A 24,779-nucleotide genomic window follows, 5' to 3' on the forward strand; every position below is an offset into this window, starting at 1 on the left:
GCGTGAGGGCGACGATGAAACTCTTGCTGGCAGGCGAGACCTTCGCGGCGACGACGTCGGTCGCTGCCGGCGGCGACGTTCTGACAAGTGCGACATGGGTGAATGGCGCGACGGCCTTCAATGCCGCCCTTGCCGCAGAGGGCATAGCGGTGACGCAGATCGGTGGCGATCGCTGTGCGGCCGAATTTCCGTATGACCTCGACGCGCTGGCCGAATACCAGGCGGTGGTGATCTCCGATGTCGGCGCGCTGACCTTGCTGGTCACGCCGGAGGCCCGCGCCGGGCGCATCGGCGTCAACCGCCTCGACGTCCTCAAGGCCTATGTCGAAGGCGGCGGCGGGCTGATGCTGGCCGGCGGCTATATGGGGTTCCAAGGCATGTTCGGCACGGCGCGTTTCCACGACACCCCGGTCGAGGACGTGCTGCCCGTGCGCTGCCTGCCATTCTCGGACGGGCTGGAAGTGCCGCAAGGCCTGCAGCCGTCGATCCTTCAGGCGTCGCATCCGATCCTTGCCGGTGTCGCGGGTCCGTTGCCGCCGATCCTCGGCATGAACAAACTCGATTTTAGGCGCGACGGCTCGTCCCAGCTTCTGGCGACCTGCCATTATCGCGGCACGGACTGGCCGCTGCTTGCGGTTCGTGAGCATGGCCGTGGCCGCACCGTCGCGTGGGCGACCGACATCGGCCCACACTGGCTGTCGCAGGACTTTTTGGGATGGCCGCTCTACGGCAAGCTGATGGGCAACGTCGTGCGCTGGCTGGCCGGCAAGGATTAAGCCTGGCGTGTTTGTAGGGCAGCTAGTCCGGCTTGCTGCTCAACGCTTCGCGCAGCGCTTGGATCCGCCGATTCAAGGCATCGAGATCAGCCATCGTCATGCCCGAGCGTTCGATCAGGGTTTCGTTGAGGCAGTTGCACTGGACGAGCAGCGCGCGGCCGGCAGGCGTCAGGTCGACCTGCACTTGGCGCTCGTCCGTCTGGCTGCGCTGGCGGGTGACGAGACCGGCCTGTTCCATGCGCTTCACCAGCGGCGTGATGGTGCTCGATTCCAAAGCGAGCCTGTGCGCAATCGAGCCGACCGACATCCCGCCGGCTTCGGCAAGTGCGTTCAGCACGAGATATTGCGGATAGGTGATGCCCATCTCGTCCAGCATGGGCTTGTAGGTGCGATTGATTGCCATGCTGGTGGCGTAAAGCGTGAAGCAGAGCTGGTTGTCCAACGGGAGAGGCACGAGGCATTCCTTTGCCGACTGAGCACATCAATATGTACCACGAAAAATGATATCGCGATACATATTTTCTGTAGACAAGGATTTGGACCTGCGCTAGTCGTATGGTTATCGCGATATTGATTATCGCGGAAGCAATCAATGGAGAGCGAGATGACCAAGCCCGGCAGCAGCACGATCACCACCAAGGACGGCACCGAAATTTTCTACAAGGATTGGGGAACGGGACAACCCATCGTCTTCCATCACGGCTGGCCGCTGAGCAGCGACGACTGGGACGCCCAGATGCTGTTCTTCCTGTCCAAGGGCTATCGCGTCATTGCCCATGACCGGCGCGGCCATGGCCGCTCCACCCAGACCGATACCGGCAACGAGATGGACACCTACGCCGCTGATGTCGCGGAGCTTGCGGCGCATCTCGACCTCAAGGACGCGATCCATGTCGGCCATTCCACCGGTGGCGGCGAAGTGGCCCGCTATGTCGCGAAGTACGGTTCCGGTGGCCGTGTCGCCAAGGCCGCACTGCTCGGCGCGGTGCCGCCGATCATGCTGAAGACGGCGGCCAATCCGGGTGGCCTGCCGATCGAGGTGTTCGATGGTTTCCGCTCCGCCCAGGCAGCCAACCGCGCCCAGTTTTTCCACGATATTGCGGCCGGCCCGTTCTACGGCTTCAACCGCCCCGGCGCCCAGGTGTCGCAGGCTGTCGTCGAGAATTGGTGGCGCCAGGGCATGATGGGCGGCACCAAGGCGCATTACGATTGCATCAAGGCGTTCTCGGAAACCGACTTCACCGACGATCTGAAGGCCATCGACGTGCCGGTGCTGGTGATGCATGGCGACGACGACCAGATCGTTCCGATCGCCGACTCCGCGCTGCTGGCTGTCAAGCTGCTCAAAAAGGGCGAGCTCAAGGTCTACAAGGGCTTCCCGCACGGCATGGCGACGACCCATGCCGATGTCATCAATGTCGACCTGCTGGCGTTCTTCAAGGCCTAGAATCGTTCAGTTGAATAGACATCGTCCAGTTGGATAGGCAAGGCACCCGCCGCCGGGCGGGTGCATTTGCTTTCGTCGAAATGTCAGCGGGACAGTGCCTATTTATCGAGAAAACCAGTGATCAGTTTGACGGTGTCGTCGGGGTTTTCCTCCATGATCCAGTGTCCGGAAGCGGGCACGATGCCGCCCGTGACATCGGTCGCAACAAGCCGCAGGAGATCGGCCTGCGTAGTGCCAGCGGATTTTTCACCGCCGACAGCCAGTACCGGCATGGTCAGTTTGCCGCCGGCGGCGAGCATCGCCTGGTTGTCGATCGCGTCCTGGTCAAACGCCTTGAACTGCTCGAAAGCGTCATGCATCGCATGCGGGCGGGCATAGAGTCTGGCGTAGTGCTTGCGCGTGGCCTCGTCGATCTTCTTGGGGTCTGCCGACAGTTCGTTGTAGAAGCGATCGAGATAGATGCGCTCGCGCCCTGCGACCAGCCGCTCCATATCCGGGCCGCGGAAGTTGAAGTGCCAAAGCAGCGGGCTTTGCTTGATCTTTTCCCAATCGCCGATGCCGGGCAGCGGCGCATCGATGATGACCCATTTGGTGATGCGCTTGGGATATTGCGCGGCAAGCGCATAGCCGACCATGTTGCCGATGTCGTGGGTGACGAGATCTGCCTTGTCGATCTTCAGGGCATCCAACACGCCGGCGATGTCGACGGCCTGGTTCTTCTTGGCGTAGCCCGCTTCCGGGTGGGCCGACAGACCCATGCCGCGCAGGTCCGGCACGATGACGGTGTGGTCCTTTGCGAGGGCGATGGCCGCGGCGCCCCACATGTCTCCGGTATCGGCAAAGCCGTGCAGCATCACGACGGCGGGACCCTTGCCGCCAACGCGCACATAGAGTTTGGTGCCGTTGGTTTCGACGGACTGCGTCTTGAAACCCGGCGGAAAAGGAACGATGCGTGCCGTCGCCGGCAAGGTAACAAGAAGCACACCCAATACGGCCAATACGGTCTTGCGCATGTCATCCCCCAGAGACGTCGAAGGCCCCAAGCCTTCGTTGATGACTATCTCTAGCAGGCTTTTCAACCAGCGCATGGTGAAAGAATCACAGAGGGCGCAGCAATGCCGCGCCCTGCGCCAAATCCGCAAAATCGACCGGTTTTATCTGGCCGCCGCTTGCGCCTTCCTGGCTTCCTTCATGTTGGGCAGGAACACCGTCAGCAGGCCGAGCAGCGGCAGATACGAGCAGATCTGGAAGACGAAATCGATGCCCTTCAAGTCGGCGACGACGCCGAGCACGGCGGCTGCAATGCCGCCCATGCCGAAGGCGAAGCCGAAGAAGATCCCGGCGATGGTGCCGACACGTCCCGGCACCAACTCCTGCGCAAACACGACGATGTTGGAGAAGGCCGAGGACAGGATCAGGCCGATCAGCACCGTCAGCACCATCGTCCATTCGAAATTGGCGTAGGGCAGCGCCAGCGTGAACGGCAGCACGCCGACGATCGAGAACCAGATCATCGCCTTCTGGCCGTAGCGGTCGCCGAACGGTCCGCCGAGCAGGATGCCCAGCGCCGAGGCGCCGAGGAACAGGAACAGCATGACCTGGCTCATCTGCACCGACACGCCGAACTTATGGATGGAATAGAAGGTGTAGTAGCTGGAGAGCGAGGCGATGTAGGCATTCTTGGTCAGCACCAGCAGCGTCAGGACGATGAGCGCACCCATCACTTTCTTGCGCGGGAAGGGCGAGACGAAGCTTGCCGCCTTGCGATTGCCCTGCGCGGCGCGCATCCGGCTGTACCAGCCGCCGACCCGCGACAAAACGATGATGCCGATCAGAGAACCGACGGCGAACCATGAAATGCTGGTCTGGCCGAAGGGCACGACGATGAAGGCAGCGAGCAACGGCCCCATCGACTGGCCGAAATTGCCGCCGACCTGGAACAAAGATTGCGCCAGGCCAAAGCGGCCGCCGGAGGCAAAGCGGGCAATGCGCGAGGATTCCGGATGGAAGATCGCCGAGCCGATGCCGATCAGCGAGGCGCCGACCAGAAGCAGCGCATAGTGGCCGGCATAGGCGAGCACGATCAGGCCAATCAGCGAGGACGCCATTCCGTAGGGCAGCGAATAGGGCATTGGCCGCTTGTCGGTGATCATGCCGATGACCGGCTGCAGCAGCGACGCCGTGACCTGGAAGGTGAAGGTCAAAAGACCGATCTGCCAGAAATCGAGACCGTAGTTCTCTTTCAGCAGCGGATAGATCGCCGGCAGCAGCGATTGCATGATGTCGTTAATGCCGTGGCAAAAGCTCACCGCCAGAATGACGGTGAAGGCGGTCGCCTGGGCTGAAGGGAGGCTGGCGCTTGGCTGCGGTGCAATGCTGGTGGCTGTCGTATCGGTCAAGGCAGGCTCCGAGGTCTTTTTGGCGGGTGTTTGCCCGCGGGCAGGCTTGGCGGCCGCTCCCGCGGACCGCCTTAAGGACGCTCGTCTGAAGCGCTTGGGCGACGCCCCTGCGGAGCGCCCTGGGGATGGCTGCCTTATAAGCCGCTTGCGAGGCGACTTCTTTCGTGGTTTGGTCCAATAGTTTCGCAAGTGGGCCATAGCCGATGCCACATGGCAGGGACATCTTCCGCGCCGGCAATGCCGATCTCGGCCGATTGCACGAAAGCCGCTGGCAGTGGCTGGAGGAGGTTTCCGGGCCGGCGGTGGCTTTGCCGACCGAATATCCGGACGGTTACCTCGTGCCGCAACACCGCCACAGCCGCAGCCAGCTGCTGCATGCGCTGGTCGGTGTCGTGCTGGTGACGACCAGGTACGGGCGCTGGATGGTGCCGCCCGACCATGCAATGTGGATACCGGCCGGCACCGAGCATTCCGTCGAAATGCTGGGCGATGTCTCGATGCGCTCGGTCTATGTGATGCCGGGCGCGATCCCCGGCCTGCCGGAAGGTTTGCGCGTCGTCGGCGTCACCGAACTGATGCACAGCCTGATCGTCGAATCGGAAAAGCTGCCGCAAGGCGGCGAACTGGAAGGCCGCGGCGGGTTGATCATGAACCTCTTGCTGCACGAGATCCCGACCTTGCCGGAACGGCCGCTCGGCCTGCCGTTCCCGTCTGATCCCAGGCTGGCGGCGCTCTGCCGACGCTTCGTCGCGGCACCGTCGCCGCATGCCACGATCGACGAGTGGGCCGATGCCGCGGGGATGAGCCGGCGCTCCTTCACCCGTGCCTTCCACCGCCAGACCGGACTGTCCTTGTCGACATGGCGCCAGCAGGCCTGCCTGTTCGCGGCACTTCCCAGGCTCGCCGACGGCGAGCCAATCACCAGGGTGGCGCTCGACCTCGGTTATGACAGCGTGCCGGCATTCATAACCATGTTCAAGCGCATGCTCGGCGCCTCGCCGCGCGGCTATATGCGCGGCGCCCGCGACGAAGGCATGCGGCGGGCTCAGCCTCGGCTTGAGGCCCCGGCGCCGTAGCGCCAGGAAAAGCCCGCAGTACTTTGCCGTAGGCCCTAGTCCAGCTGAACGCCGCTGGCCTTGACGATCGGTTCCCATTTGGCGAGTTCGGCCTTCACATGCACTCCAAGCTCTTCCGGGGTGGAGGCCACGATCGAGGCGCTGAACTGGGCCATGCGGGCGATCACATCAGGGTCTTTCAGGGCTTCAACTGCCGCCTTCTGAAGAACGGCGACGACCTCCGGCGGCGTGCCTGCGGGCGCGAACAGAGCGTTCCAGCTGTAGGTTTCATAGCCGGGAATGGTTTCGGCAATGGCCGGTATGTCGGGGAAGGAGGGAACGCGCTCCTTGGTGGTGACGCCAAGCGCTCTCAGCGTCCCGCTCTTGATATGGCCCGATGAAGAGGGGAGGTTGTCGAACATCATCGGCACCTGATTGCCGATAACGTCGTTCAAGGCCGGTCCGGCGCCCTTGTAGGGAATGTGCTGCATACTGACGCCGGCCATCGTCTTGAAAAGCTCGCCGGAGAGATGCAGCGGGGTGCCATTGCCTGATGAGGCGTAGGCATATTTGTCCGGGTCCTTCTTCAGCATCTCGATCAGTTCCTTGACGTCCTTGGCGGGGAATTCAGGGTTTACGACCAGGACGTTTGGCACCAGCACGAGCAACGATATCGGCGCAAAATCCTTCTCCGCGTCGTAGGGCTTTGTCTTCAGGATCAGCGGGTTGAGCGCGTGGGTTGCGACCGTGCCCATCAGGATCGTGTAGCCGTCCGGTTCGGCTCGGGCGACCTGGGCAGCGCCGATGCTGCCCCCGGCGCCGCCGACATTTTCGACGACAATCTGCTGGCCCAGCTTTTCGGACATCTTGTTGGCGACTAGGCGCGCGACCAGATCCGTCGAGCCACCGGCGGAAAAGGGGACAACCATGGTGATGGTCCGGTCCGGAAAATCGGCGGCCCAGGCCGCCGGTGCTGAAAGGGTGGCTGCGATGGAAACCGCGAGCCCGAGCAAAGTCCTACGCCGCATCTGCTACTCCTCCGTTGATTGGAGGGGCAGTATGGCCATGGTGAACTCCTCGCACAATGCAACCATGGACTGACTGCCCGCCTCAGGAGATCGGGCTTGACACCGATGCTTCGGTTGGCGTGCGCGAGAACGCCTCACCCCTCAGTTCAATCAGCCTTGGTCCAGCTGAAAACAAGCCATTTGTATCGTGACGTCTCTTCAGGCTCGGCCGTGTAGGTCATCTGCATGTCGCCGCCCTCGGCGTAGATGTCGAGCCTGGGCGCCGTGTCCAGTTCGAGCCAGAGGGAATCGTTCTTGAACGACCATGTCCCGCACCAGACGCAAGGCCCCGATGCCGGGTCACCCGGTTGGGTGAAAATTGTAGCGGCCGTCCGCCGTGATCTCCAGATAGTCGAAGGCGCCATAAAAGGCGGTCACAGTCTGCTGAAATTCGGTCGCAGCCGCATCCTGGTCGGGCTTCGCCGGCTCTTTCAGATCACGCGGTGGCCGGATTGCGGACCCTGCGATGCTCCATTTGCCGATGAAATCCTTTTCGGTGGGAAGATATTCCGTTTGCGCCTGCGCGGTCGAAACCGGAGCGATTGTCGGCGCATAGGCCGCGCTGGCGATGCCGATTGCGAGAAGCATTCCTGCGATGCCTGCAGCCTTGATTCGATTGCGCATCAGCTGCGCTCCTTTCACGACGGTTTGGGGCAGATTCCAAAAACGAGATTACCCCCGAGCCAGGCCCGTGGGCACGCTTTTGGGCAACATGGATTAATCGAACAGGCTCGACACGGACTCTTCGGTCGCTGTGCGCGAAATCGCCTCGCCAATCAGGTCGGCGATGGAGATGACGCGGATATTCGGGGCGTCGAGCACGCCTTGCGTCGGCTGGATGGAATCGGTGATCACCAGTTCCTGCAGCTTCGAGCCGCTGATCCGGGCGACCGCACCGCCCGACAGCACGCCGTGGGTGATATAGGCAGTGACGCTGGTAGCGCCGTTGGCGAGCAGCGCATCGGCGGCATTGCACAGCGTGCCGCCGGAATCGACGATGTCGTCGATCAGCAGGCAATCCTTGCCGGCGACCGCGCCGATGATGTTCATCACTTCGGATTCACCGGGACGTTCGCGGCGCTTGTCGACGATGGCCAGTTGTGCGTCGAAGCGTTTGGCGAGCGCGCGGGCGCGCACCACGCCGCCAATATCGGGCGAGACGACGACGACATTGGCAAGCTGTTTGTATTTTGCCTTCACGTCGCGGGCCATCACCGGCACCGAGAACAGATTGTCGGTCGGAATGTCGAAAAAACCCTGGATTTGGCCGGCATGGAGGTCGAGCGTCAAAACGCGGTCGACGCCAGCGCGGGTGATCATGTTGGCGACCAGCTTGGCCGAGATCGGTGTGCGGCCCGAGGCCCGGCGATCCTGCCTGGCGTAACCGAAATAGGGGATGACCGCGGTGATGCGCTTGGCCGAGGAGCGCATGAAGGCATCGATCATGATGAGCAGTTCCATCAGATGATCGTTGGTCGGGAACGAGGTCGACTGCAGGATGAAGACATCCTCGCCGCGCACGTTTTCCTGGATTTCGACGAAGATTTCCTGATCGGCGAAGCGTCTGACGCTGGCCTTGCCCAGCGGGACATTGAGATAGCGGGCGACCGCTTCGGCCAGCACCCGGTTGGAATTGCCCGCGAAAAGCTTCATGCACCGTTCCTGGCGAAGGATGGGGAGGTCCTCTTAATCGGGCTTGTAGCGAGCCGTGCCGGTATTGCAAGCCTCGTTGACGGGAATCCGCCGGCTAATCTCAAAAACGTCAACAGTGAACGGAAGCCGGTAACAGGCGGATCAGCCGGCGCTGCCGCCGAGCCAGGCCGCGAACTGGTCGATCGTCTGGTCGGCGATCGCCTGCATGGTAGCGGGTGCAACCGCGGGCCAGCCTTCGGCGGCATTGACCGAGGGCGCCTTCTGCTGGCCATTGATGCGGTGTAGCCGGTTGCCAGCGGGGTCATAGACGTCCCAGACATAGATAACGGTGGTATCCTTGCCTTCCGTCATGGTCGAGAAGTAGCCCTTCAGCACATGGGTGGCGGCCTGGTCGGCGCTGCCGGCAAGGGTGATGCCGCGCTGCTTGGCGCGTGTCTGCAGTTCGGCCGTCAGCGGCGTTGCCGCTTCCACGGAGGCGCCGACGATCGGCGCGATCTGCAGCCGGGTCTTCGACAAAGCGGCGGCGCTCTGCGCGGGGTTGGCGGGTGTCGTGGCGCCGACGACCGGCGCTGGTGTGGCGGCGGGCGCGATGCCCGGGGCAGCCAAGGGCTGAGCCGGTTGGGCCGAGGCTGCCGGCGGCGTGATGGCGGACGGCTCAAGGACGTCCTTGGCATTGGTGCAAGCGGCCAGCACAAGCGCTGCGAGCAATGACACGGTCGTCACATGCGATCGTCTCATCTGCCCGAAAACTCCTTAGTCGCGAACGCCCCCGCGTGGACCAACCATTATGGATTCACTGTACGATCAAGTCGAGATCATGGCGTGAAAGCGGCTTCGGCTGGGATTCGGTGGTCAGGTAGGTGCGGCCAAGCGTCATCGCCGTCTCGGTTTCGGAGTCCATGATGATCATGTGCGCGAACAATGTCATGTTGGGCGCGATCGGCTCGGGATTGCCCTGGTAGAACATCGGCATATCCATCCAGGACGGGGTGAAGCGGGCGCCGACGGAATAGCCGCAGGCGTTCAACCGATGCTTGGTCAGGCTGTGCGCCTCCAGCGTGCGGGCATGCGCGTCGAAGACGTCGCCGAAGGTGTTGCCGGGCGTCATCGCCTTCTCGACCGCCAGAAGAGCCGCGCGGGCGGCGTCGAACAGCTCCTGATGGCGCTTCGACGCCTTGCCGGTCAGCACGGTGCGCATCATCGGCGCGTGATAGTGATGGAACACGCCGGCCCATTCGAGCGTCAGCTGATCGTTCTTGGTCAGCTTGCGGCGCCCGGCCTTGTAGCGGCAGAGCAGCGCGTCGATGCCCGAGCCGATGATGAATTCATTGGCCGGATAGTCGCCGCCGCCGGCAAACACCGCGCCCTGCATGGCGGCAAGGATCAGCGCTTCGTCGCCGCCCTGCTTGATCAGCGGCAGGGCCGCTTCGAGCGCGTCGTCGGAAAGGTTGGCGGCCTTTTCGGCCTTGGCGATTTCAGCCGGGCTCTTGAACAGGCGCAGACGGCCGACAATACCGGAGGCGTCGGCGATCTGGCCGAAGGTCTGCAACTGCTCGTCGAGGCGGCGGCCATTGAAGGCGGTCAGGCCATGGGTGTCGTATTCGACGCCGATGCGAGCGCCGAGGAGATTGAGGTCGTTGAGCAGGTTGCGCAGGTCGACCGCCGGGTTGGCGCCGTCGCGGTCGGTCCACAGCACGATGTTGTCGATGATCGATGTGTGGCGCGCCTGGCGCAAATCGGCCGAGCGGGTGAGCAGCACCATAGAGCCGTCAGCCTTCACAACCAGGCACTGGAAGAAACAGAAGCCGAACGTGTCGTAGCCGGTTAGCCAGTACATGCTCTCCTGGGCGAAAAGCAGTACAGCATCGAGCTTCTTTTCCGTCATCTCGATCATCAACCGGTCACGCCGGGCGTCAAATTCCGACCGTTCGAAATGCAGCGCCATTATCCGTTCTCCAAAACAATTGCCGAAACCTGCCGACCGTAGTCCGGTTCCTTGCGATGCGTCGCGCGCCGGTAGGAAAAGAAGAGATCCTCCTCGGCATAGGTGCAGCGGCCAAGCCCCTGCGCGGTCACGCCAGCCTTCTTCAGCCGGTCGACCGTATAGAGGTTGAGATCGAACATTGCATGCGCCGGATTGGCCGAAGGCGCGAAATAGCCGATGTTTTCGGCATCGGCTTCGACGAAACGGGCGACGAATTCCGGCCCGACCTCGTAATTGTCGGGGCCGATCGAAGGACCGAGAACCGCAATGATGCGCTCACGGCGGGCGCCGAGGCTTTCCATCGCGGCAATGGTGTTTTCAAGTACACCGGTGAAAGCGCCCTTCCAGCCGGCGTGTGCAGCGCCAATGATGCGCGCTTGCGCATCGGCGAACAGCACCGGGCCGCAATCGGCCGTCGAGGCGCCGATGGCGATGCCCGGCCGGTCGGTGACGATGGCGTCGGCCTTGGGCCGCGGGCCGGGAAAGGGTTCCCTGGCAATAACGACATCGGGCGAGTGGACCTGATGCGCGGTCAGGAGATGGCTGGCCGGCACACCCATCCAGGCAGCGACGCGGCGGCGGTTCTCGGCGACCAGCATCTGATCGTCATCCGACCCGGTGCCGATGTTAAGTCCCTGATAGATGCCGCCGGAGACGCCGCCGATACGGGTGAAATAGCCATGGCGGATACCTCGCGGCTTGGCCGCTTCCAGCAGCGGCGAGCGAACAGGATCCGGTTTGGTCTGATTCAGCATGGATGGGTTTGTTGTCCGCGCCGGCGTTTTCGTCAAGGCGAAGTTCGGCCGAGTGATTGCGACAGTGCTGCCGCGTCGACTTTGCATTGGCCAAAAGCAGGCATGCGACCATAGGCGGCGTCGCGGGACGGCTTGTAACGATCTCTGAGGGTCAGACTGGCTGATGCGGCAGGATTTTCAGGATTTTGAACAGCGTGCCCATGCCGTCGGGTCCGGCCAGGCGCTCGACGGCATCGGCAATGGTTTGTCGTGCCTCTTGGCTTGCCTGGCTGCCCAACTGGCCAGCTCGCTCAAGCAATCCCGTGCCAAGCAGAAAGTCGCCCTGCGCCGCCAATTCCACATCGAGGCCATGCGCCCGCACGACGGCGGCCAGTGCAGCGAAGTCGACATGGGCGGTGAGATCGGCTTCGCCGGGATTGGCCAGCACATCTTCGGGGGCGTGCCTGCGCACGGCCTGCAATGTGTCGCCGAAACCGGGCTGGAGATGGCCGTAATCGGGGAACAGCCCGGCGCCGCCGTGGTCGGCTATGCGTTCGGCAATGGTCGCCATCAGTGCCGCGCGGGCCGGTGCTATTTCGAAAATAGAGCCTTGTGGCGCCTCGGCGGCGTCTTCCGGCAGCAGCGTCGCCTCGACCGAGCCGGCGCCGGCGAAGAAGCTCAACTCGTCTGAGACGTCGAGGCCGATCACCCGTTCGCGCCAGCCGGCGCCGGCGCGGATGAACTGGCGGATCGGCACAGCGTCGAACAATTCGTTGCCGACAATCAGCAACGGCGCCTGCGGCAGTGTGGCGATGGTTTCGTGCCAGCCGAGCTCAACCGAAGTTTCGGCAAGCGTCTGCTTCTGGATTTCAGTCAGCCGCGGACTGGTCTCGACCAGGGCGAAGGAGGCTCCGGCGGCGATAGCCGGATCGAGCCGCGTCAGGGTGCGAAGCATGTCCTTCATCAGCGTGCCGCGGCCAGGCCCGATCTCCGCGATGGTGACCGGCAGGGGTCGGCCGATCGCCAGCCAGGCCTGATAGAGCCAGACGGCGACGAGTTCGCCGAACATCTGGCTGATCTCGGGTGCGGTGACGAAGTCGCCGGCGGCGCCGAACGGCTCGCGCGTGGTGTAGTAGCCGTCGCTGGGATCGAACAGGCAGAGCGCCATGTACTCGTTGACGGGGAGGGGGCCGAGCGCGCCGATCAGGTCGACGATGCGGGTCTTCAGCCGTGTCATGCCGGCTGTGGTTGCGGCGCCGGTTTGGCTGTGGCCATCGCCCAGATGCCGGCCAGCACCATCGGCAGCGACAGCACCATGCCCATGGTGAGCCAGCCACCGAGGAGGTAGCCGAGCTGCTGGTCGGGCTCGCGGAAGAACTCGACGAAGATGCGTGACAGGCCGTAGCCGCAAATGAAGGCGCCGCCGACAAAGCGCGGGGTCTTCAGCTTCAGCCGCGAATGGGTGAGGAAGCGCAGGACCAGGAACAGCACCGCGCCCTCGAGCAGCGCTTCGTAGAGCTGGCTCGGATGGCGAGGCTCCAGGCCCGCGACACAACCCGCCACGGTCTGCTGGAGACGCTCGTTGCAGAAGACGACGCCCCACGACACGTCGGTCACGCGACCCCAGAGTTCGGCATTGACGAAGTTGGCGATGCGGACGAGGCCGAGCCCGACCGGCACGCCGGCTGCCACCACGTCGAACAGTGTCCAGGTGCGGATGCCGCGCTTGAGGGAAAACAGCGTCATGGCGAGGATGACCCCAAGCAGGCCGCCATGGAACGACATGCCGCCCTGCCAGACGGCGAAGATGTCGAGCGGGTGGTCGATATAGCGCTTTAAATCGTAGAACAGCACATAGCCGGTGCGGCCGCCAAGCACGACGCCGACGGCAGCCCAGACGATGAAATCGTCGAGGTCGATCGGCTTCATCGGCAAGACGCCATCAGGCCACAGCCTTGTGTTGGTGACGAGCCGCTTGGCGTACCACCAGGCGAACAGGATGCCGACGATATAACCGATGCCGTACCAGTGCACAGCCAGCGGGCCGATCTGAACCAGGATCGGGTCGATGTTGGGGAAGGACAGCGACGCCATCGGCAGCGGGAAATAGTCGTTCAACAGGATCTCCTGGGAGGGCTCGCGTTAGGGCGCGGACCATGCGGCAGGGTTTTGGCGGGGTCAAGGCAAGGTGACGACAGCCTGATCGTCAGAGATAATGGGCTCAACCCTGCGGCTTGCCGGCGACCAATTGCCTGAGCGCATCGTTGATCCTGTCTTGCCAGCCGGGGCCATCTTCCTGGAAATGGTCGAGCACGGCGCGATCGATCCTGATCGAGACAAGCTCGCGAACGTTTGGTGCGGCGGAGGGTTCGCGAATGGGAGGCGCGGGTTTCTTGACCGGCTTGAAGGCCGCTTCAGCGGCTTCCATCGGATTGGTCGGTCGGCGCGGGGGCGTTGCCATTGGTTGATCCTGAATGAGAGTGACTCTTGCCTGGAGCAAGTCGTGAGGAAAACTAGGCCGCTGGTCTGTGAAGACCAGTAACTTCACTTGGTTCTCTCTGCCATTGCCCTGTATTTGGCTTCAAGCCTGTCCAGCACCTCGTCGCCAGGCTAGACCCGGCCCGCACTGGCATCCGAAATGCCCTTTGCGAGTGCTGCATCGAGTGCTGCAAAGCGCTTCTCCAAGTCCGCACTGTCCGTCACGGCAACCGTCGTTCCAAGAATCCATTTGCGATAATAGCAATCTGTCGGCCGGACCGTGAGCCAAATCGCGTCCGACATGAAGCCGCACCAGCTTCAACGTTCTTGCATTCCGCAGGCAGTGCCACTACGTCAATTCGAGCAAGCGAGGATTTGCCATGTCAACCGGACCGAACCGCATTCTCGATGAATTCGCCAAGCTGATGACCGATGCCGCGGGTGCCGCACAAGGCGTGCGCCGCGAGGTGGAGACTGCCTTCAAGGGGCAGGCCGAGCGCATCCTCAACACCATGGATGTGGTGCAGCGCGAGGAGTTCGAGGCTGCCCGCGACATGGCTGCCAAGGCCCGCGAAGAAAACACCAGGCTGGCCGCCCGCATCGACGCGCTCGAGGCCAGGCTTGCCGAATTGACCGGACAGGCCGCACCTGCGGCTGCGGCAAAGCCCAAAGCAAAAAAATAAAATTTAAACTTTTCCACAAAGCACAATCCGAAAAAGTGCTTTGCCGTGAATCGTTTACCGGCAATGCATGAATCTTTGTGACAGCGCCTTTCCACATGCTGATGACGCAGTGCGAAAAATTAGGCTGTTCACGCGACTCCCGATCAATAGACTGAATTTGTTGCATGATTCGGAGCAGGGTCATGCGGCCGGGCGGTGGGGTCCGGTCCGGGGTCTTTGTGTCGTGAAGTCCTGGCCGTCCGAGTTCAAGACAAATTGTTCGTCGTGTGTGCCCCGCGGAGCGTGTGGCGCTCCCCTGAACACAGGAAGCATTCCATGGAACTTCTCGAACTCGAATTCTCCCGCGAAATCCATCCGGTGGATGTCATCGAGCAGGTCGCCCATAACAATGACTGGTCCTTCGAACGGGCCGGCGATGACGAAATCTCGATCTCGGTTGCCGGCAGCTGGACCGATTATCACGTCTCCTTCTCGTGGATGGAGGACTTCGAGGCGCTGCATCTGGCCTGTGCTTTCGACATCAAGGTGCCGGAAGCCCGCGCGCTGGAAGTGATGCGGCTTTTGTCGCTGATCAACGAGCAGATGCTGTTTGGCCATTTCGATCTCTGGGAGCAGGAGGGCGCGATCATGTTTCGCCAGTCACTGCTGCTCGCCGGCGGGGTCGAACCGTCGAGCCAGCAGGTCGAGGTGCTTTTGTCGTCGGCGCTTGAAGCCTGCGAATGCTATTTCCAGGCCTTCCAGTTCGTTGTCTGGTCGGGAACCTCGGCCAAGGATGCGCTGGCCGGTGTCCTGTTCGAGACCTATGGCAACGCTTGAGCTTCCATGAGTTCGAGCAGCGCGCGCAAGCCCGAGATCAGCTTTGCCGATTTTGATCGTGTCGACATCCGTGCCGGCACGATCGTCGAGGCCGAGCCTTTCCCCGAGGCGCGCAAACCCGCCTTCAAGCTGAAGATCGATTTCGGCCCTGAGATCGGCGTGAAGAAATCCTCGGCACAGATCACGAAATACTATGCGCCGGAAACGCTGGTGGGACGGCAGGTGTTTGCGGTGGTGAATTTCCCTCCGCGCCAGATCGGTCCTTTCATGTCGGAAGTGCTGACGCTCGGCTTCCCTGATGAGGAAGGCGCGGTGGTGCTCGGCGCCATCGAGCGCAAGGTGCCGGACGGCGGCAGGTTGTTTTAGGAAGATTGCGTCAGGCGGCCAGCTTGCGCCTTGTGCTCAGCGCCTCTTCGACCGTGCCCATGAACATTTCGGCGCAGGCTTTCCAACTGTAGCGCATGGCGCGTTCGCGCGCCTCGGCGCGGTCGACATTGAGCGCGGCGAGCGAGGCCTCGCGCAGATCGGTCGACACCGCGCCGCCGATGCCGTCGCCGACAATGTCGATCGGTCCGGTGACCGGATAGGCGGCCACCGGCGTGCCGCTGGCCAGCGCCTCGATGATGACGTTGCCGAACGTGTCGGTGCGGCTGGGGAAAACGAAAACATCAGCCGAGGCGTAGATCTCGGCCAGCTCATCGTTCGGGCGATGGCCGAGGAAGTGCGCCTGCGGGTACTTCGCCCTGAGCCTGGCCAGTTCCGGTCCTTCGCCGACGATCACCTTGCTGCCGGGCAGGTCGAGATCGAGGAAGGCGCTCAGGTTCTTCTCGATGGCGACGCGGCCGACGCACAGGAATACCGGGCCGGGAAAGCCGAGGTCCTTCTTCTTGTCCGGGCGGAAGTGATCGGTGTCGACGCCCCGCGTCCACGGCCTGAGCTTGGTGAAGCCTCGCGACGCAAGGTCCTCCGCCAGCGACTGGGTGGCGACCAGCGTGCCTTGTCCCGAATTGTGGAAATCACGCAGCCAGCGATAGGCCCAGCTCTCCGGCACCGGCAGGCGGGCGCTGAGATATTCGGGAAAGCGGGTGTGATAGCTGGTGGTAAAGGGACGGCCAGCATTGCGGCAATAGCGCCGCGCCATGATGCCGAGCGGGCCTTCGGTGACGATATGGATATGGTCGGCCTTGCGAGCCTCGATCAGCCGCGCGACATGACCGGGCGTGGTCATCGCCAGCCTGATGTCGGGGTAGGTCGGCAAGGGCAAGGTGCGAAAGATGTTCGGGGTCAGGAAGTCGACCGCAACGTCGAAGGTTTTCAGCGTTTCGGTGAGCCGCTCCAGCGTGTGGACGACGCCGTTGACTTGCGGCCGCCAGGCGTCGGTGACCATCAGGATGCGCATGGCGGTCCTTTGCTCGGGTCGACGGTTGCCTTGATGCGATAGCGGTACGGCCCGGCTGCCCTCGCTTCGCTCCACCGCACCCGGGCAGGCACGAGGTCGAAGTAAGGCGGCTGAGCCGAATCAACTGAGGTCGCGCGCTTCATGCGCGCTCTTGACCATGGTTTCATGACGCGCGGATGAAGGTGGTTTTTGGCCGAGCCCGACTTCCAGATCATGCTTTGGTCAGGCGGGCACCTTGATCACCGCCCGCAGGCCGCCGAGCGGGCTGTCTTCCAGCATGATGTCGCCGCCATGGCTGCGGGCAATATCGCGGGCGATAGAGAGACCAAGGCCGGTGCCGCTGGCGTCGAGGTTGCGCGCCTCGTCGAGCCGCACGAACGGTTTGAACACGTCCTCGCGCTTTTCCGGCGGGATGCCCGGACCGTCATCGTCGATGGTGACGACGAGTGAGCCGCGGCCGTGATCGGCGCTGATCTCCACCGTCTTGGCATAGCGCAAGGCATTGCCGGCGACATTGGACAACAGCCGGGCGAAAGCGTGCGGGCGCACATGCACGTCCGGATCACCGGCAAGCACGGTCGATAGCTTGCGCTTGTGCAGCGACGCCTCCTCGCCGAGCTTTTGGAAATAGGCCTCGAGATCGAAATGGCCGGCATCTTCCGACGCTTCGCCGCGGGCAAAAGCGATATAGCCTTCCAGCATCGACTGCATGTCGTCGATGTCCTGGTTGAGCGCGGCCTTGGTCTCGGGCTTGCCGCCGGCCAGCGCCAGCTGCAGCTTGAAGCGGGTGAGGATGGTTCTGAGATCGTGGCTGACGCCGGTCAGCATGGCGGTGCGCTGTTCCAGCTGGCGTTCGATGCGCTCGCGCATCTGGATGAAGGCAAAGCCGGCCCGGCGAACCTCCTCGGCGCCGCGTGGGCGGAAATCGCGCGGCATCGGCCGGCCCTTGCCGAAGCTTTCGGCGGCCTCGGCCAGAGACAGGATCGGCCGGATCTGGTTGCGAAGGAAGGGGATGGCAATCGTCAGCAGCACCAGTGACGTCCCGACCATCCAGATCAGGAAGATGTGGGTGTTGGAGGCATAGGCCTGGCTGCGGCGCACGAAGACGCGCAGCACCTTGCCCTCGAGCTGGATGCGGACCTCGACGATGTTGGAATTGCCGACCGTGTCGATCCAGAACGGGCGGTTGATCTGGCGGGTGATCTCGGTGGAAAGGACGTCGTCAAGGATCGAGAAGAAGGGCTTGGGTCCAGGCGCCGGCAACGGGTCGGGCGGCAAGAGGTCGACCTTCAACTGCATGCGGTCCTGGGCGATGCGGATGATGTTGGCGTAGTCGCCATCGTGCGGATAGGTCTCGATCATGTCGATGATCGCGGCGATGTCGCGCACGGTGGCCTGCGACAGGCGCTGCGTCACGGTTGCCCAGTGGCGTTCCATGAAGTCGAAGGCGACGACCGACTGCAGAAGGATCATCGGCGCGATGACGATGATCAGCGAGCGGGCATAAAGCCGCTTGGGCATATAGAACGCAACCAGCCGCCAGAACCGCTTCCAGGCACGCGGCATTGCTTTCAGCGCGCGTGATACGCGCGCGCCAAAGCCGCCCTGTTCCGGCCGTTCCAGTTGCGTGGTCGCCATTTGTCCTTTCGCTGGGTCAATGGCCGCTGGTCGATGGCCGCTGGTCGATGGCCACACATCTATGGCCAAGGGCGGCCGTCAGCGGCATTCTATTCCACGCTGAGCCGATACCCAATACCGCGCACCGTCTGCAGCCAGACCGGATTGGACGGATCGCGCTCGATCTTGCGGCGCAGGCGGTTGATCTGGACGTCGATGGTGCGCTCGCCGACTTCCGAATCGTCGCCGACAAGCTCGTGACGCGGGATCGTTTCGCCGGCCCGCGCGGCAAAGATCGCCAAGATCTCCTGCTCGCGGTCGGTCAGCTTCAGCGCCTCGCCGCCCCGCTTCAGCTCGCGCCTGGCGATCTGGAAGGTGTAGGGGCCGAAGACCAGCTGCTCGACCTTGGGCGTCGTCGCCGGGCCGCCGCGGCGCAGAATGTTATTGATGCGCAGGATCAGTTCGCGCGGGTCGAAGGGCTTGGGCAGATAGTCGTCGGCGCCGGCCTCGAGCCCAGTGATGCGGCTGTCGGTTTCCGATAGCGCGGTGAGCATCAGGATCGGTACGTTCTTCTCCGCCCGCAGCGCCTTGGTGAGGTCGACGCCGGTCTCTCCGGGCATCATGACGTCGAGGACAAGGAGGTCGAAGTCGAGTCCTGCAAGCTTTCGCCTGGCCTCGCCGGCATTTCCGGCGACTGTGACGCGAAAACCATTTTCGGTCAGATACTGCTTGAGCAAATTGCGAATGCGGGTGTCGTCGTCGACCACAAGCAGATGCGGCGCGTCATCGTCCGGCGCCGTCGGCTGGTCCACCCTCTCAATGGTCTCCATGGCTTTTCCCTGACATGTTTGCAGGCACAATGTCGATCTGCGCCCTTAGTTCCGGATTGACCATGGCTTCCAGGAATCGTTCGATCAAGGGACGCTCGCTGGCTCCGGAATCTTCCAATGCAGCACGGATGCGGCGTGACTGTGGCCGCGCCAGGGCCAGCGCCAGGGCGCGCCCCTTGGCTGTCGGATAGAGCTCCCGCTGGCGGCGGTCGCGCGGACCCTGCAATTGCACGATATGGTCGGTGTCGATCAACTGCTTGAGCACCCGCGCCAGGCTCTGCTTGGTGATCTTGAGCACGTCGAGCAGTTCAGCGACCGTCAGTCCCGGCCGGCGGTTGACGAAATGCAGCACCCGGTGATGGGCGCGGCCAAAGCCGTAATCGGCCAGGATCTGGTCCGGATCGGAAGTGAAATCGCGATACGCAAAGAAGAACAGTTCGATGATGGCGAAGTCGATGCCGTCCTCGTCGGTGATCGGCGTCTTGATCGGTTTTCCGGCAGCTGGGCTTCGATCCGTCATCATTTCTCCGTCCATAGAGGGAAATTATGTCAGTACTATTGACGTAATTTCCCCGCAATGGTAATTTTTGACAAGCTTTTCGGCTGAATGCGAACGAAAAGGCAAGGGAGTGCGGTTTTTCCGGAACTTCCTGAGTTTGCCAGAGTTCGATTCTCCGCTTACGCTTCAAGGGCCGCCCGACGCGGCTGTCGCGCAACAAGAACAACACTAATGATGTGCGGGTCGCCGCCCGCGGGAGGTTTCCATGGCATCCGTTCCCTTCGACCAACTGGACGGCTTCATCTGGATCAACGGCGAGTTCGTCAAATGGGCCGATGCCAAGATCCACGTGCTGACCCACGGCCTGCACTATGCCAGCGCCGTCTTCGAGGGCGAGCGCGCCTATGGCGGCGCCATCTTCAAGCTCAACGAGCACACCGAGCGTCTGCATGAATCGGCGCGCCTGCTCGGCTTCAATATTCCCTATTCCGTGGCCGAGCTCAATGACGCCTCGACCACGCTTCTGAAGAAGCAGGGTTTCCAGGACGCCTATGTCAGGCCGATCGCCTGGCGCGGCAGCGAACAGATGGGGGTGTCGGCGCAGAACAGCCGCATCAACTGCGCCATCGCCATCTGGCAATGGCCGAGCTATTTCGACCCGGCGCAGAAGCTCAAGGGCATCCGTCTCGATCTGGCGGAATGGCGCCGGCCCGATCCGCGCACCGCGCCGTCGAAGTCGAAAGCCGCCGGCCTCTACATGATCTGCACCATGTCCAAGCATGCCGCCGAGGCCAAGGGCTATGCCGATGCCATGATGCTCGACTGGCGCGGCCAGGTCGCCGAAGCAACGGGCGCCAACATCTTCTTCGTCAAGGATGGCAAGATCCACACGCCGAAGCCCGATTGCTTCCTCGACGGCATCACCCGCCGCACCGTCATCGGCCTCGCCAAGGACCGCGGCCTTGAAGTCGTCGAGCGCGCCATCATGCCTGAGGAACTCGAAGGCTTCGAACAGTGCTTCCTCACCGGAACGGCAGCGGAAGTGACGCCGGTCTCCGAGATCGGTCCGTACCGATTCGAGGTCGGCGAGATCGCCAAGACTTTGATGAACGACTATTCTGCTGCGGTGCAACCTAAGCATGCGATAGCCGCAGAATAACGAAAGTCACAGCTTTTTTCGCAAGCAGGGGCGGTTTTGAGGCCGGCCCCTTTATTTCAGCATCTGTGCATTTGACTTTCGTACAATTCAGCGTCTCATGATGGTGTCGGCCCGGGAGGCTGGCAGCTATGGAGGGACTAGGTACATGGATACGAATACGCTCATTGCGCTCGTTGTACAGGTAATTGCAGGTGTTGTCGGTGGTCAGGCGGTCGGCGTTGCGCTGAAGAATGCGGCGATGGGCCAGTTGACCAAAATCCTCGGCGGCGCGGTTGGCGGCGTTGGCGGGGCGGCGATCCTCGGCAGCCTGCTCGGCGGCACGGCCGACCCGGCAGCGGCTGCAACGGCAGCGGGCGGATTGGGCGATACGCTGAACCTCAAAAACCTGCTCGGCGGCGCCGGCGGCGGCGCCATCCTGACCGGCATCATCGGTGCGGTCATGGGCGCGATGAAGAAGTAAGCCTCTAGATCATTCACCGTTTCACGGCGAATGATCTAGTTTGTTGTTTTACCCAATTCCGGACGGAAAACCGCTTTACACTTTTCCTGGAATTGCTCGAGACTCAGGCTTCGTCAAATGGGCGGCCGTTGGGCCGCCCATTTCTGTTTTGGGACGGACTGTTTGCCTTTCAGCAGTGGACGGCCTTCGCCCGCGCCTCTACATCACGCTGGAACAGCGAAAGGACAATCATGGGTCAGCTCAATGCCGGCATCGTGCCGGTCACGCCTTTCCAGCAGAACTGCACCATCCTGTTCGACATGGATGACAAGCATGGCGTCGTCGTCGATCCGGGCGGCGACATCGACAAGGTGCTGGCGGTGCTGAAGGACAATGCGATCACCGCCGCTGCGATCTGGATCACCCATGGCCACATCGATCACGCCGGCGGCGCCATGGAACTGAAGGAAGCACTCGGCATCGAGATCATCGGCCCGCACGAAGCCGACAAGCTATTGCTCGACAATCTCGAGAACCAGGGCCAGCGCTACGGCATTGCCGGGGCGCGCAACTGCGTGCCCGACCGGTTTCTCGCAGAGGGCGAGACGGTTTCGTTCGGCTCACATATGTTCGAGGTGCTGCACTGCCCCGGCCATGCGCCCGGCCATGTCGTATACTACAATCGCGCGGCGAAGTTCGCTCATGTCGGCGACGTGCTGTTTCGCGGCTCGGTCGGGCGCACCGACCTGCCGGGCGGCGACCATGCGGCGCTGATCGCCTCGATTAAGAACAAGCTTTTGCCGCTCGGTGACGAGATCGGCTTCATCTGCGGCCACGGCCCGGGTGGCCGCTTTGGCGAGGAGAGGCGGACCAATCCCTTCCTGACTTAGCGATGTCTTTCTGCCAAAAAAAAAGCGCTGGCCTTGCGGTCAGCGCTTTTTGTGGGACAGGGAAGCTCAATTCGCGACGCAGAAATGCTGCTCACCGTCATTGCCGGTGAACGTGCCGCTGCGGGCATTGAAGCTCCGGTAGCGGTCCGAGCAGTATTCGTACCAGTCGCGGGTCCACGGCTCGGCATAGCGGTCGGCATAGACGACCCGCGGTTCGGCATAGTAACGGCGCACCGGCGCCGGCCGCACTTCGCGGTAGTCGTAATCGTCATCATAGCTGCTGTAGCGCGGCTGCGGGTTGCTCAGCGCACCGGCGATCAGAGCGCCGGCCGCAAGGCCGACGACACCGGCCGCAAGCGCGTCGCCATTATGATGACGACCATGGCCATGATGCCAGTGGTTCCAGTCCTTGGCATTGGCGGCAGGCAAGGTGGCGAGGGTGGTCGCGGCGAGAGCGGCGCCCAGGATGGCGGTCTTGAAAATGCGATTCATTTTGGTCTCCTTCGTGCCGGCCCGGATAGTTTTCGGGGATGCGGTCCAGCCTAGGGGACGATTAATAGAAGACCGTGGCTGAACGGGGGCTGAACGGAATTGGCTGATACGATCCAGTTCTTGCGGCAAAACCAAGCGCGTACGCAAGGCGCTCCGCCTCGTCAATCTCCGTCCGGACTGTCTTGAGCCGGCTTAGCCGACCGACAGGTTGACGGCCTTTGGACCCTTGCCGCGCTTGTCCGGCTCGGTGTCGAATGTCACTTTTTGTCCATCCTCCAGACCGGAAAGACCCGAAGCCTGCACGGCCGAAATATGAACGAAGACATCCTTCTGCCCGTCGTCGGGCGTAATGAAGCCGAAGCCTTTGGCATGATTGAAGAATTTGACGGTGCCGGTCTGCGGCATGGGAAGCTCCCTTTGATCCCATAAAGTCCAGTTTCGGGCCGGCAAATGCCCGAAGGGAAATTTGTCCTTTATTTTAGCGCTATCGGCAAGAGAAAGTTTTGGCGACGGCGGCAACGCTGAAGGCTGCTCAAATAGATCGTGGCACCGAAGGCAATTCGCGCCAGACGATTGCTCCGGCGATCAGCCACGGCATTGACCGATAAAGCGTCCTTTGCCTCCGGCGACGGCGTCATGAAAAAGGCGCAACGGGAAACGTCGCGCCTTCGAAACTCTGGACGGCTGACAAAGCCGGTTCAAACACGCTTTAGGTGCTTTTTCGAGCGCCCTGACGGGCGCGCGGGCACCGCCGGTTCAGGCCGCGCGGAGGTTGACCGCCTTCGGACCCTTGCCCATGCGGTCGGGTTCAACGTCGAAGGTGACCTTCTGGCCGTCGACGAGGGTACGCAGGCCCGAGGCCTCGATCGCGGAAATGTGGACGAACACATCCTTGGCGCCGCCGTCGGGCGTGATGAAGCCGAAGCCTTTGGTCGCGTTGAAGAATTTAACGGTGCCGGTCTGGGCCATTGGGGAAACTCCTTCACCCGTGTCAGTCTTATGGTTTGCCCGCCGCCTGGCATCGTGGGCAAGTCCCGGTGGTTGCTTCGGCAGTCCTGCATTTGCGCATGGTAAAACCCCCCGCCGAAAATGGGGCCGTCAGAGATTCACAGTATCGGGGAAAGGTCGTCCAAAACGTTCCGCTCTCCGGGTCGCAAATGCCCGAACACAAAATTTATCGCACGGAAACGTGATCGTTGCAAGATAGCGCCGCGGGCCGCGTCCATCGACGCGTCCCAACGAAGGCGCTTCGATAAACCTGGGTTCTTAAGAGTTCATCAGCCAGAGCCCGGCCACGCATGGTCCAGCGGTTTGGTCCAGGGCCAAAGCAATGCGCGGGCCGGGCATCGCATGGCTCCCGCGCCGCAAACGGGGGTTGCATTTGGCAAGGGAATGGCGAGGATCGACAGGCGCGTTTTGCGCCGGGGACGGGGGTCTCGAGGGAGGCATATTCATGAGATTTCTTGCGACGATCTTCTCGCGCCAGGGTTTTACTATTCTCTTCCTGTCGGGTCTTCTTGCGGCCTGCACCGTCGTCGTTGATGACGGGCCGGGACCACGTCCGCGCCCGCCACGGCCGGAACCGGAATTCTGCACCAGGCAATACGAGCCGGTCTGCGCGCGGCGCGGCGGTGACCGCCAGACCTTCGCCAATGCCTGCCTTGCCGAACGGGAAGGCTACCGCATCGTTCGCGACGGCCCTTGCCGCGACGGCGGCGGTGGTGGCGGTGGTGGCGAAGAGCCGACATTCTGCACGCGCGAATACGCCCCGGTCTGCGCCCGCCGCCATGGCGAGCTGCGCACCTTTCCCAACGCCTGCGAGGCCCGTGCCGCCGACTACCGCGTCGTCGAGGACGGCCCCTGCTGATTTTTCCTTCTCCCCTGTCGGGTGAGTCCGCCGGAGGCGAATTCACCGTCCCACTGACACGATAAAAAGGCGGCGAATGCCGGGACCCTGCGAAGCAGCGGGGACCGGGCGGGTGGACCGGACCACCCTTGGTCCTTCGCAGGCTCAGGGCGTTCGAAACTCGAAAAGCCAACAATTGGCTTTTCGTCTGCTGCGCGGACCGCTTCTCACCCCCAAGGGAGAAGGCAAGGTCGCGGATCGGAGTGGTTGCCTACGCCGAATACGCCCCGTCGGCCGGGCCGGCATAAAGCTCTGCGCCGTCCTCGTCGCAAATGCGCAGACGGTCGGGGATCAGCGGCATGGCGAGGCTGTGGAACAGCGCGGTGGCGCCCTGCAGGGCGGCGCGCAGGTTCGGCGCGTCCAGCGATACCTTGTCGAGCGTGGCTTCGTCGACGTCGCGCGAGCGGCTCGACGAAGAACGTCAAGCAAGCCTCCGTTGCAGAGTTTTGGGCGAGA

At 62.6% G+C, this 24,779-nt stretch carries 29 protein-coding genes; 10 read left to right on the forward strand and 19 right to left on the reverse strand.

All coding sequences use genetic code 11. The annotated features are described in order from the left end of the window. Positions 1-14 precede the first annotated feature (14 nt). Positions 15-776 (forward strand): glutamine amidotransferase, encoded by a 762-nt coding sequence (locus NKI31_RS05315; RefSeq protein ID WP_023695801.1) that lies wholly within the window; start codon positions 15-17, stop codon positions 774-776. 22 nt (positions 777-798) lie between these two features. On the opposite strand, the gene NKI31_RS05320 is transcribed toward NKI31_RS05315, so the two are convergent. After that, positions 799-1,230 carry a MarR family winged helix-turn-helix transcriptional regulator gene (locus NKI31_RS05320; protein WP_023670043.1) on the reverse strand — a complete coding sequence of 144 codons (432 nt, stop codon included), beginning with the start codon at positions 1,228-1,230 and terminating at the stop codon, positions 799-801. Between the two features lie 150 nt (positions 1,231-1,380). Here NKI31_RS05320 and NKI31_RS05325 point away from each other — a divergent pair, with 150 nt between their 5' ends. Continuing rightward, a complete protein-coding gene (locus NKI31_RS05325; RefSeq protein ID WP_155924133.1) occupies positions 1,381-2,223 on the forward strand; it encodes an alpha/beta fold hydrolase in 843 nt (280 codons plus the stop codon). Positions 2,224-2,321: 98 nt separating this feature from the next. On the opposite strand, the gene NKI31_RS05330 is transcribed toward NKI31_RS05325, so the two are convergent. Both NKI31_RS05330 and NKI31_RS05335 read right to left on the reverse strand, forming a co-directional pair. Then, positions 2,322-3,236, reverse strand: a complete 915-nt coding sequence (locus NKI31_RS05330) for an alpha/beta fold hydrolase (protein WP_023683711.1) — start codon at positions 3,234-3,236, stop codon at positions 2,322-2,324. A 141-nt stretch (positions 3,237-3,377) separates the two neighbouring features. Beyond that, positions 3,378-4,622: an MFS transporter gene (locus NKI31_RS05335; protein WP_023683712.1), complete on the reverse strand. Its 1,245-nt coding sequence runs from the start codon at positions 4,620-4,622 to the stop codon at positions 3,378-3,380. Between the two features lie 203 nt (positions 4,623-4,825). Between NKI31_RS05335 and NKI31_RS05340 the strand changes: the two genes are divergently transcribed. Then, the gene (locus NKI31_RS05340; RefSeq protein WP_023751247.1) at positions 4,826-5,698 is read left to right on the forward strand and encodes an AraC family transcriptional regulator; all 873 of its coding nucleotides are present in this window, start codon (positions 4,826-4,828) and stop codon (positions 5,696-5,698) included. 35 nt (positions 5,699-5,733) lie between these two features. Here NKI31_RS05340 and NKI31_RS05345 read toward each other — a convergent pair whose 3' ends face one another. The 9 genes from NKI31_RS05345 to NKI31_RS05385 all read right to left on the reverse strand — a co-directional run bounded on the left by NKI31_RS05345 (position 5,734) and on the right by NKI31_RS05385 (position 13,576). Continuing rightward, complete coding sequence (locus NKI31_RS05345; RefSeq protein WP_023683714.1) at positions 5,734-6,705, reverse strand: Bug family tripartite tricarboxylate transporter substrate binding protein; 972 nt, start codon at positions 6,703-6,705, stop codon at positions 5,734-5,736. A gap of 339 nt (positions 6,706-7,044) precedes the next feature. Further along, positions 7,045-7,368, reverse strand: coding sequence for a hypothetical protein (locus tag NKI31_RS05350; protein ID WP_348524866.1), 324 nt, complete (start codon positions 7,366-7,368; stop codon positions 7,045-7,047). A gap of 93 nt (positions 7,369-7,461) precedes the next feature. Beyond that, entirely contained in the window at positions 7,462-8,397 is a 936-nt protein-coding gene (locus tag NKI31_RS05355; RefSeq protein ID WP_023670050.1) for a ribose-phosphate pyrophosphokinase, read from the reverse strand. 141 nt (positions 8,398-8,538) lie between these two features. Continuing rightward, positions 8,539-9,135 carry a hypothetical protein gene (locus tag NKI31_RS05360; RefSeq protein ID WP_023713943.1) on the reverse strand — a complete coding sequence of 199 codons (597 nt, stop codon included), beginning with the start codon at positions 9,133-9,135 and terminating at the stop codon, positions 8,539-8,541. 55 nt (positions 9,136-9,190) lie between these two features. Further along, the gene (locus NKI31_RS05365) at positions 9,191-10,342 is read right to left on the reverse strand and encodes a M24 family metallopeptidase (RefSeq protein WP_352650713.1); all 1,152 of its coding nucleotides are present in this window, start codon (positions 10,340-10,342) and stop codon (positions 9,191-9,193) included. After that, a complete protein-coding gene (gene pgeF / locus NKI31_RS05370; protein WP_023695793.1) occupies positions 10,342-11,136 on the reverse strand; it encodes a peptidoglycan editing factor PgeF in 795 nt (264 codons plus the stop codon). The genes NKI31_RS05365 and pgeF overlap by 1 nt, the downstream gene beginning before the upstream one ends. 151 nt (positions 11,137-11,287) lie before the next feature. Continuing rightward, entirely contained in the window at positions 11,288-12,352 is a 1,065-nt protein-coding gene (locus NKI31_RS05375) for a class I SAM-dependent methyltransferase (protein WP_352650716.1), read from the reverse strand. Further along, positions 12,349-13,233, reverse strand: a complete 885-nt coding sequence (gene lgt, locus NKI31_RS05380; protein WP_023672032.1) for a prolipoprotein diacylglyceryl transferase — start codon at positions 13,231-13,233, stop codon at positions 12,349-12,351. Before lgt ends, NKI31_RS05375 begins: the two co-directional genes overlap by 4 nt. A gap of 103 nt (positions 13,234-13,336) precedes the next feature. Next, the gene (locus tag NKI31_RS05385; protein WP_023683720.1) at positions 13,337-13,576 is read right to left on the reverse strand and encodes a BrnA antitoxin family protein; all 240 of its coding nucleotides are present in this window, start codon (positions 13,574-13,576) and stop codon (positions 13,337-13,339) included. A gap of 397 nt (positions 13,577-13,973) precedes the next feature. Here NKI31_RS05385 and NKI31_RS05390 point away from each other — a divergent pair, with 397 nt between their 5' ends. The 3 genes from NKI31_RS05390 to NKI31_RS05400 all read left to right on the forward strand — a co-directional run bounded on the left by NKI31_RS05390 (position 13,974) and on the right by NKI31_RS05400 (position 15,458). Continuing rightward, positions 13,974-14,276, forward strand: a complete 303-nt coding sequence (locus tag NKI31_RS05390) for an accessory factor UbiK family protein (protein ID WP_023711152.1) — start codon at positions 13,974-13,976, stop codon at positions 14,274-14,276. Between the two features lie 315 nt (positions 14,277-14,591). Continuing rightward, positions 14,592-15,092: a type III secretion system chaperone family protein gene (locus NKI31_RS05395; protein WP_006202532.1), complete on the forward strand. Its 501-nt coding sequence runs from the start codon at positions 14,592-14,594 to the stop codon at positions 15,090-15,092. 6 nt (positions 15,093-15,098) lie between these two features. After that, positions 15,099-15,458 carry a tRNA-binding protein gene (locus tag NKI31_RS05400; protein ID WP_023672028.1) on the forward strand — a complete coding sequence of 120 codons (360 nt, stop codon included), beginning with the start codon at positions 15,099-15,101 and terminating at the stop codon, positions 15,456-15,458. Between the two features lie 10 nt (positions 15,459-15,468). Here the strand turns inward: NKI31_RS05400 and NKI31_RS05405 are convergent, their stop codons facing one another. The 4 genes from NKI31_RS05405 to NKI31_RS05420 all read right to left on the reverse strand — a co-directional run bounded on the left by NKI31_RS05405 (position 15,469) and on the right by NKI31_RS05420 (position 19,458). Further along, on the reverse strand, positions 15,469-16,491 hold the full coding sequence (locus tag NKI31_RS05405; RefSeq protein WP_352650718.1) for a glycosyltransferase family 4 protein: 1,023 nt from the start codon (positions 16,489-16,491) through the stop codon (positions 15,469-15,471). A gap of 222 nt (positions 16,492-16,713) precedes the next feature. Further along, positions 16,714-18,129, reverse strand: coding sequence for an ATP-binding protein (locus tag NKI31_RS05410; protein ID WP_023672026.1), 1,416 nt, complete (start codon positions 18,127-18,129; stop codon positions 16,714-16,716). Between the two features lie 89 nt (positions 18,130-18,218). After that, positions 18,219-18,938, reverse strand: coding sequence for a response regulator (locus NKI31_RS05415; RefSeq protein WP_023672025.1), 720 nt, complete (start codon positions 18,936-18,938; stop codon positions 18,219-18,221). Beyond that, positions 18,925-19,458, reverse strand: coding sequence for a MarR family winged helix-turn-helix transcriptional regulator (locus tag NKI31_RS05420; RefSeq protein WP_023683723.1), 534 nt, complete (start codon positions 19,456-19,458; stop codon positions 18,925-18,927). Before NKI31_RS05420 ends, NKI31_RS05415 begins: the two co-directional genes overlap by 14 nt. A gap of 244 nt (positions 19,459-19,702) precedes the next feature. Between NKI31_RS05420 and NKI31_RS05425 the strand changes: the two genes are divergently transcribed. The 3 genes from NKI31_RS05425 (at position 19,703) to NKI31_RS05435 (ending at position 21,925) form a co-directional block, all read left to right on the forward strand. Next, positions 19,703-20,596 (forward strand): branched-chain amino acid aminotransferase, encoded by an 894-nt coding sequence (locus NKI31_RS05425; RefSeq protein WP_023672023.1) that lies wholly within the window; start codon positions 19,703-19,705, stop codon positions 20,594-20,596. A 145-nt stretch (positions 20,597-20,741) separates the two neighbouring features. Then, the gene (locus NKI31_RS05430) at positions 20,742-21,056 is read left to right on the forward strand and encodes a hypothetical protein (RefSeq protein ID WP_023672022.1); all 315 of its coding nucleotides are present in this window, start codon (positions 20,742-20,744) and stop codon (positions 21,054-21,056) included. Positions 21,057-21,286: 230 nt separating this feature from the next. Next, entirely contained in the window at positions 21,287-21,925 is a 639-nt protein-coding gene (locus NKI31_RS05435) for an MBL fold metallo-hydrolase (RefSeq protein WP_023695789.1), read from the forward strand. Positions 21,926-21,991: 66 nt separating this feature from the next. Here NKI31_RS05435 and NKI31_RS05440 read toward each other — a convergent pair whose 3' ends face one another. The 3 genes from NKI31_RS05440 to NKI31_RS05450 all read right to left on the reverse strand — a co-directional run bounded on the left by NKI31_RS05440 (position 21,992) and on the right by NKI31_RS05450 (position 23,386). Next, entirely contained in the window at positions 21,992-22,417 is a 426-nt protein-coding gene (locus NKI31_RS05440; RefSeq protein WP_023737823.1) for a BA14K family protein, read from the reverse strand. Positions 22,418-22,609: 192 nt separating this feature from the next. Next, a complete protein-coding gene (locus tag NKI31_RS05445; RefSeq protein ID WP_023672019.1) occupies positions 22,610-22,822 on the reverse strand; it encodes a cold-shock protein in 213 nt (70 codons plus the stop codon). A gap of 351 nt (positions 22,823-23,173) precedes the next feature. Beyond that, a complete protein-coding gene (locus tag NKI31_RS05450; protein ID WP_006202520.1) occupies positions 23,174-23,386 on the reverse strand; it encodes a cold-shock protein in 213 nt (70 codons plus the stop codon). A gap of 484 nt (positions 23,387-23,870) precedes the next feature. Here NKI31_RS05450 and NKI31_RS05455 point away from each other — a divergent pair, with 484 nt between their 5' ends. After that, complete coding sequence (locus NKI31_RS05455; protein ID WP_023672018.1) at positions 23,871-24,284, forward strand: Kazal-type serine protease inhibitor domain-containing protein; 414 nt, start codon at positions 23,871-23,873, stop codon at positions 24,282-24,284. The last annotated feature ends 495 nt before the right edge of the window (positions 24,285-24,779 follow it).

The sequence above is a fragment of the Mesorhizobium sp. M0659 genome (genome assembly GCF_040320605.1).
GTDB lineage: Bacteria > Pseudomonadota > Alphaproteobacteria > Rhizobiales > Rhizobiaceae > Mesorhizobium.

Excerpts from the sequence above, each read along its gene's own strand:
- NKI31_RS05315 (WP_023695801.1), top strand. The coding sequence starts at position 15 with ATGAAACTCTTGCTGGCAGGCGAGACCTTCGCGGCGACGACGTCGGTC.
- NKI31_RS05325 (WP_155924133.1), top strand. The coding sequence starts at position 1,381 with ATGACCAAGCCCGGCAGCAGCACGATCACCACCAAGGACGGCACCGAA.
- NKI31_RS05330 (WP_023683711.1), bottom strand. The coding sequence starts at position 3,236 with ATGCGCAAGACCGTATTGGCCGTATTGGGTGTGCTTCTTGTTACCTTG.
- NKI31_RS05340 (WP_023751247.1), top strand. The coding sequence starts at position 4,826 with ATGCCACATGGCAGGGACATCTTCCGCGCCGGCAATGCCGATCTCGGC.
- NKI31_RS05345 (WP_023683714.1), bottom strand. The coding sequence starts at position 6,705 with ATGCGGCGTAGGACTTTGCTCGGGCTCGCGGTTTCCATCGCAGCCACC.
- NKI31_RS05350 (WP_348524866.1), bottom strand. The coding sequence starts at position 7,368 with ATGCGCAATCGAATCAAGGCTGCAGGCATCGCAGGAATGCTTCTCGCA.
- NKI31_RS05355 (WP_023670050.1), bottom strand. The coding sequence starts at position 8,397 with ATGAAGCTTTTCGCGGGCAATTCCAACCGGGTGCTGGCCGAAGCGGTC.
- NKI31_RS05360 (WP_023713943.1), bottom strand. The coding sequence starts at position 9,135 with ATGAGACGATCGCATGTGACGACCGTGTCATTGCTCGCAGCGCTTGTG.
- NKI31_RS05365 (WP_352650713.1), bottom strand. The coding sequence starts at position 10,342 with ATGGCGCTGCATTTCGAACGGTCGGAATTTGACGCCCGGCGTGACCGG.
- pgeF (WP_023695793.1), bottom strand. The coding sequence starts at position 11,136 with ATGCTGAATCAGACCAAACCGGATCCTGTTCGCTCGCCGCTGCTGGAA.
- NKI31_RS05375 (WP_352650716.1), bottom strand. The coding sequence starts at position 12,352 with ATGACACGGCTGAAGACCCGCATCGTCGACCTGATCGGCGCGCTCGGC.
- NKI31_RS05385 (WP_023683720.1), bottom strand. The coding sequence starts at position 13,576 with ATGGCAACGCCCCCGCGCCGACCGACCAATCCGATGGAAGCCGCTGAA.
- NKI31_RS05390 (WP_023711152.1), top strand. The coding sequence starts at position 13,974 with ATGTCAACCGGACCGAACCGCATTCTCGATGAATTCGCCAAGCTGATG.
- NKI31_RS05395 (WP_006202532.1), top strand. The coding sequence starts at position 14,592 with ATGGAACTTCTCGAACTCGAATTCTCCCGCGAAATCCATCCGGTGGAT.
- NKI31_RS05400 (WP_023672028.1), top strand. The coding sequence starts at position 15,099 with ATGAGTTCGAGCAGCGCGCGCAAGCCCGAGATCAGCTTTGCCGATTTT.
- NKI31_RS05405 (WP_352650718.1), bottom strand. The coding sequence starts at position 16,491 with ATGCGCATCCTGATGGTCACCGACGCCTGGCGGCCGCAAGTCAACGGC.
- NKI31_RS05410 (WP_023672026.1), bottom strand. The coding sequence starts at position 18,129 with ATGGCGACCACGCAACTGGAACGGCCGGAACAGGGCGGCTTTGGCGCG.
- NKI31_RS05415 (WP_023672025.1), bottom strand. The coding sequence starts at position 18,938 with ATGGAGACCATTGAGAGGGTGGACCAGCCGACGGCGCCGGACGATGAC.
- NKI31_RS05420 (WP_023683723.1), bottom strand. The coding sequence starts at position 19,458 with ATGACGGATCGAAGCCCAGCTGCCGGAAAACCGATCAAGACGCCGATC.
- NKI31_RS05425 (WP_023672023.1), top strand. The coding sequence starts at position 19,703 with ATGGCATCCGTTCCCTTCGACCAACTGGACGGCTTCATCTGGATCAAC.
- NKI31_RS05430 (WP_023672022.1), top strand. The coding sequence starts at position 20,742 with ATGGATACGAATACGCTCATTGCGCTCGTTGTACAGGTAATTGCAGGT.
- NKI31_RS05435 (WP_023695789.1), top strand. The coding sequence starts at position 21,287 with ATGGGTCAGCTCAATGCCGGCATCGTGCCGGTCACGCCTTTCCAGCAG.
- NKI31_RS05440 (WP_023737823.1), bottom strand. The coding sequence starts at position 22,417 with ATGAATCGCATTTTCAAGACCGCCATCCTGGGCGCCGCTCTCGCCGCG.
- NKI31_RS05445 (WP_023672019.1), bottom strand. The coding sequence starts at position 22,822 with ATGCCGCAGACCGGCACCGTCAAATTCTTCAATCATGCCAAAGGCTTC.
- NKI31_RS05450 (WP_006202520.1), bottom strand. The coding sequence starts at position 23,386 with ATGGCCCAGACCGGCACCGTTAAATTCTTCAACGCGACCAAAGGCTTC.
- NKI31_RS05455 (WP_023672018.1), top strand. The coding sequence starts at position 23,871 with ATGAGATTTCTTGCGACGATCTTCTCGCGCCAGGGTTTTACTATTCTC.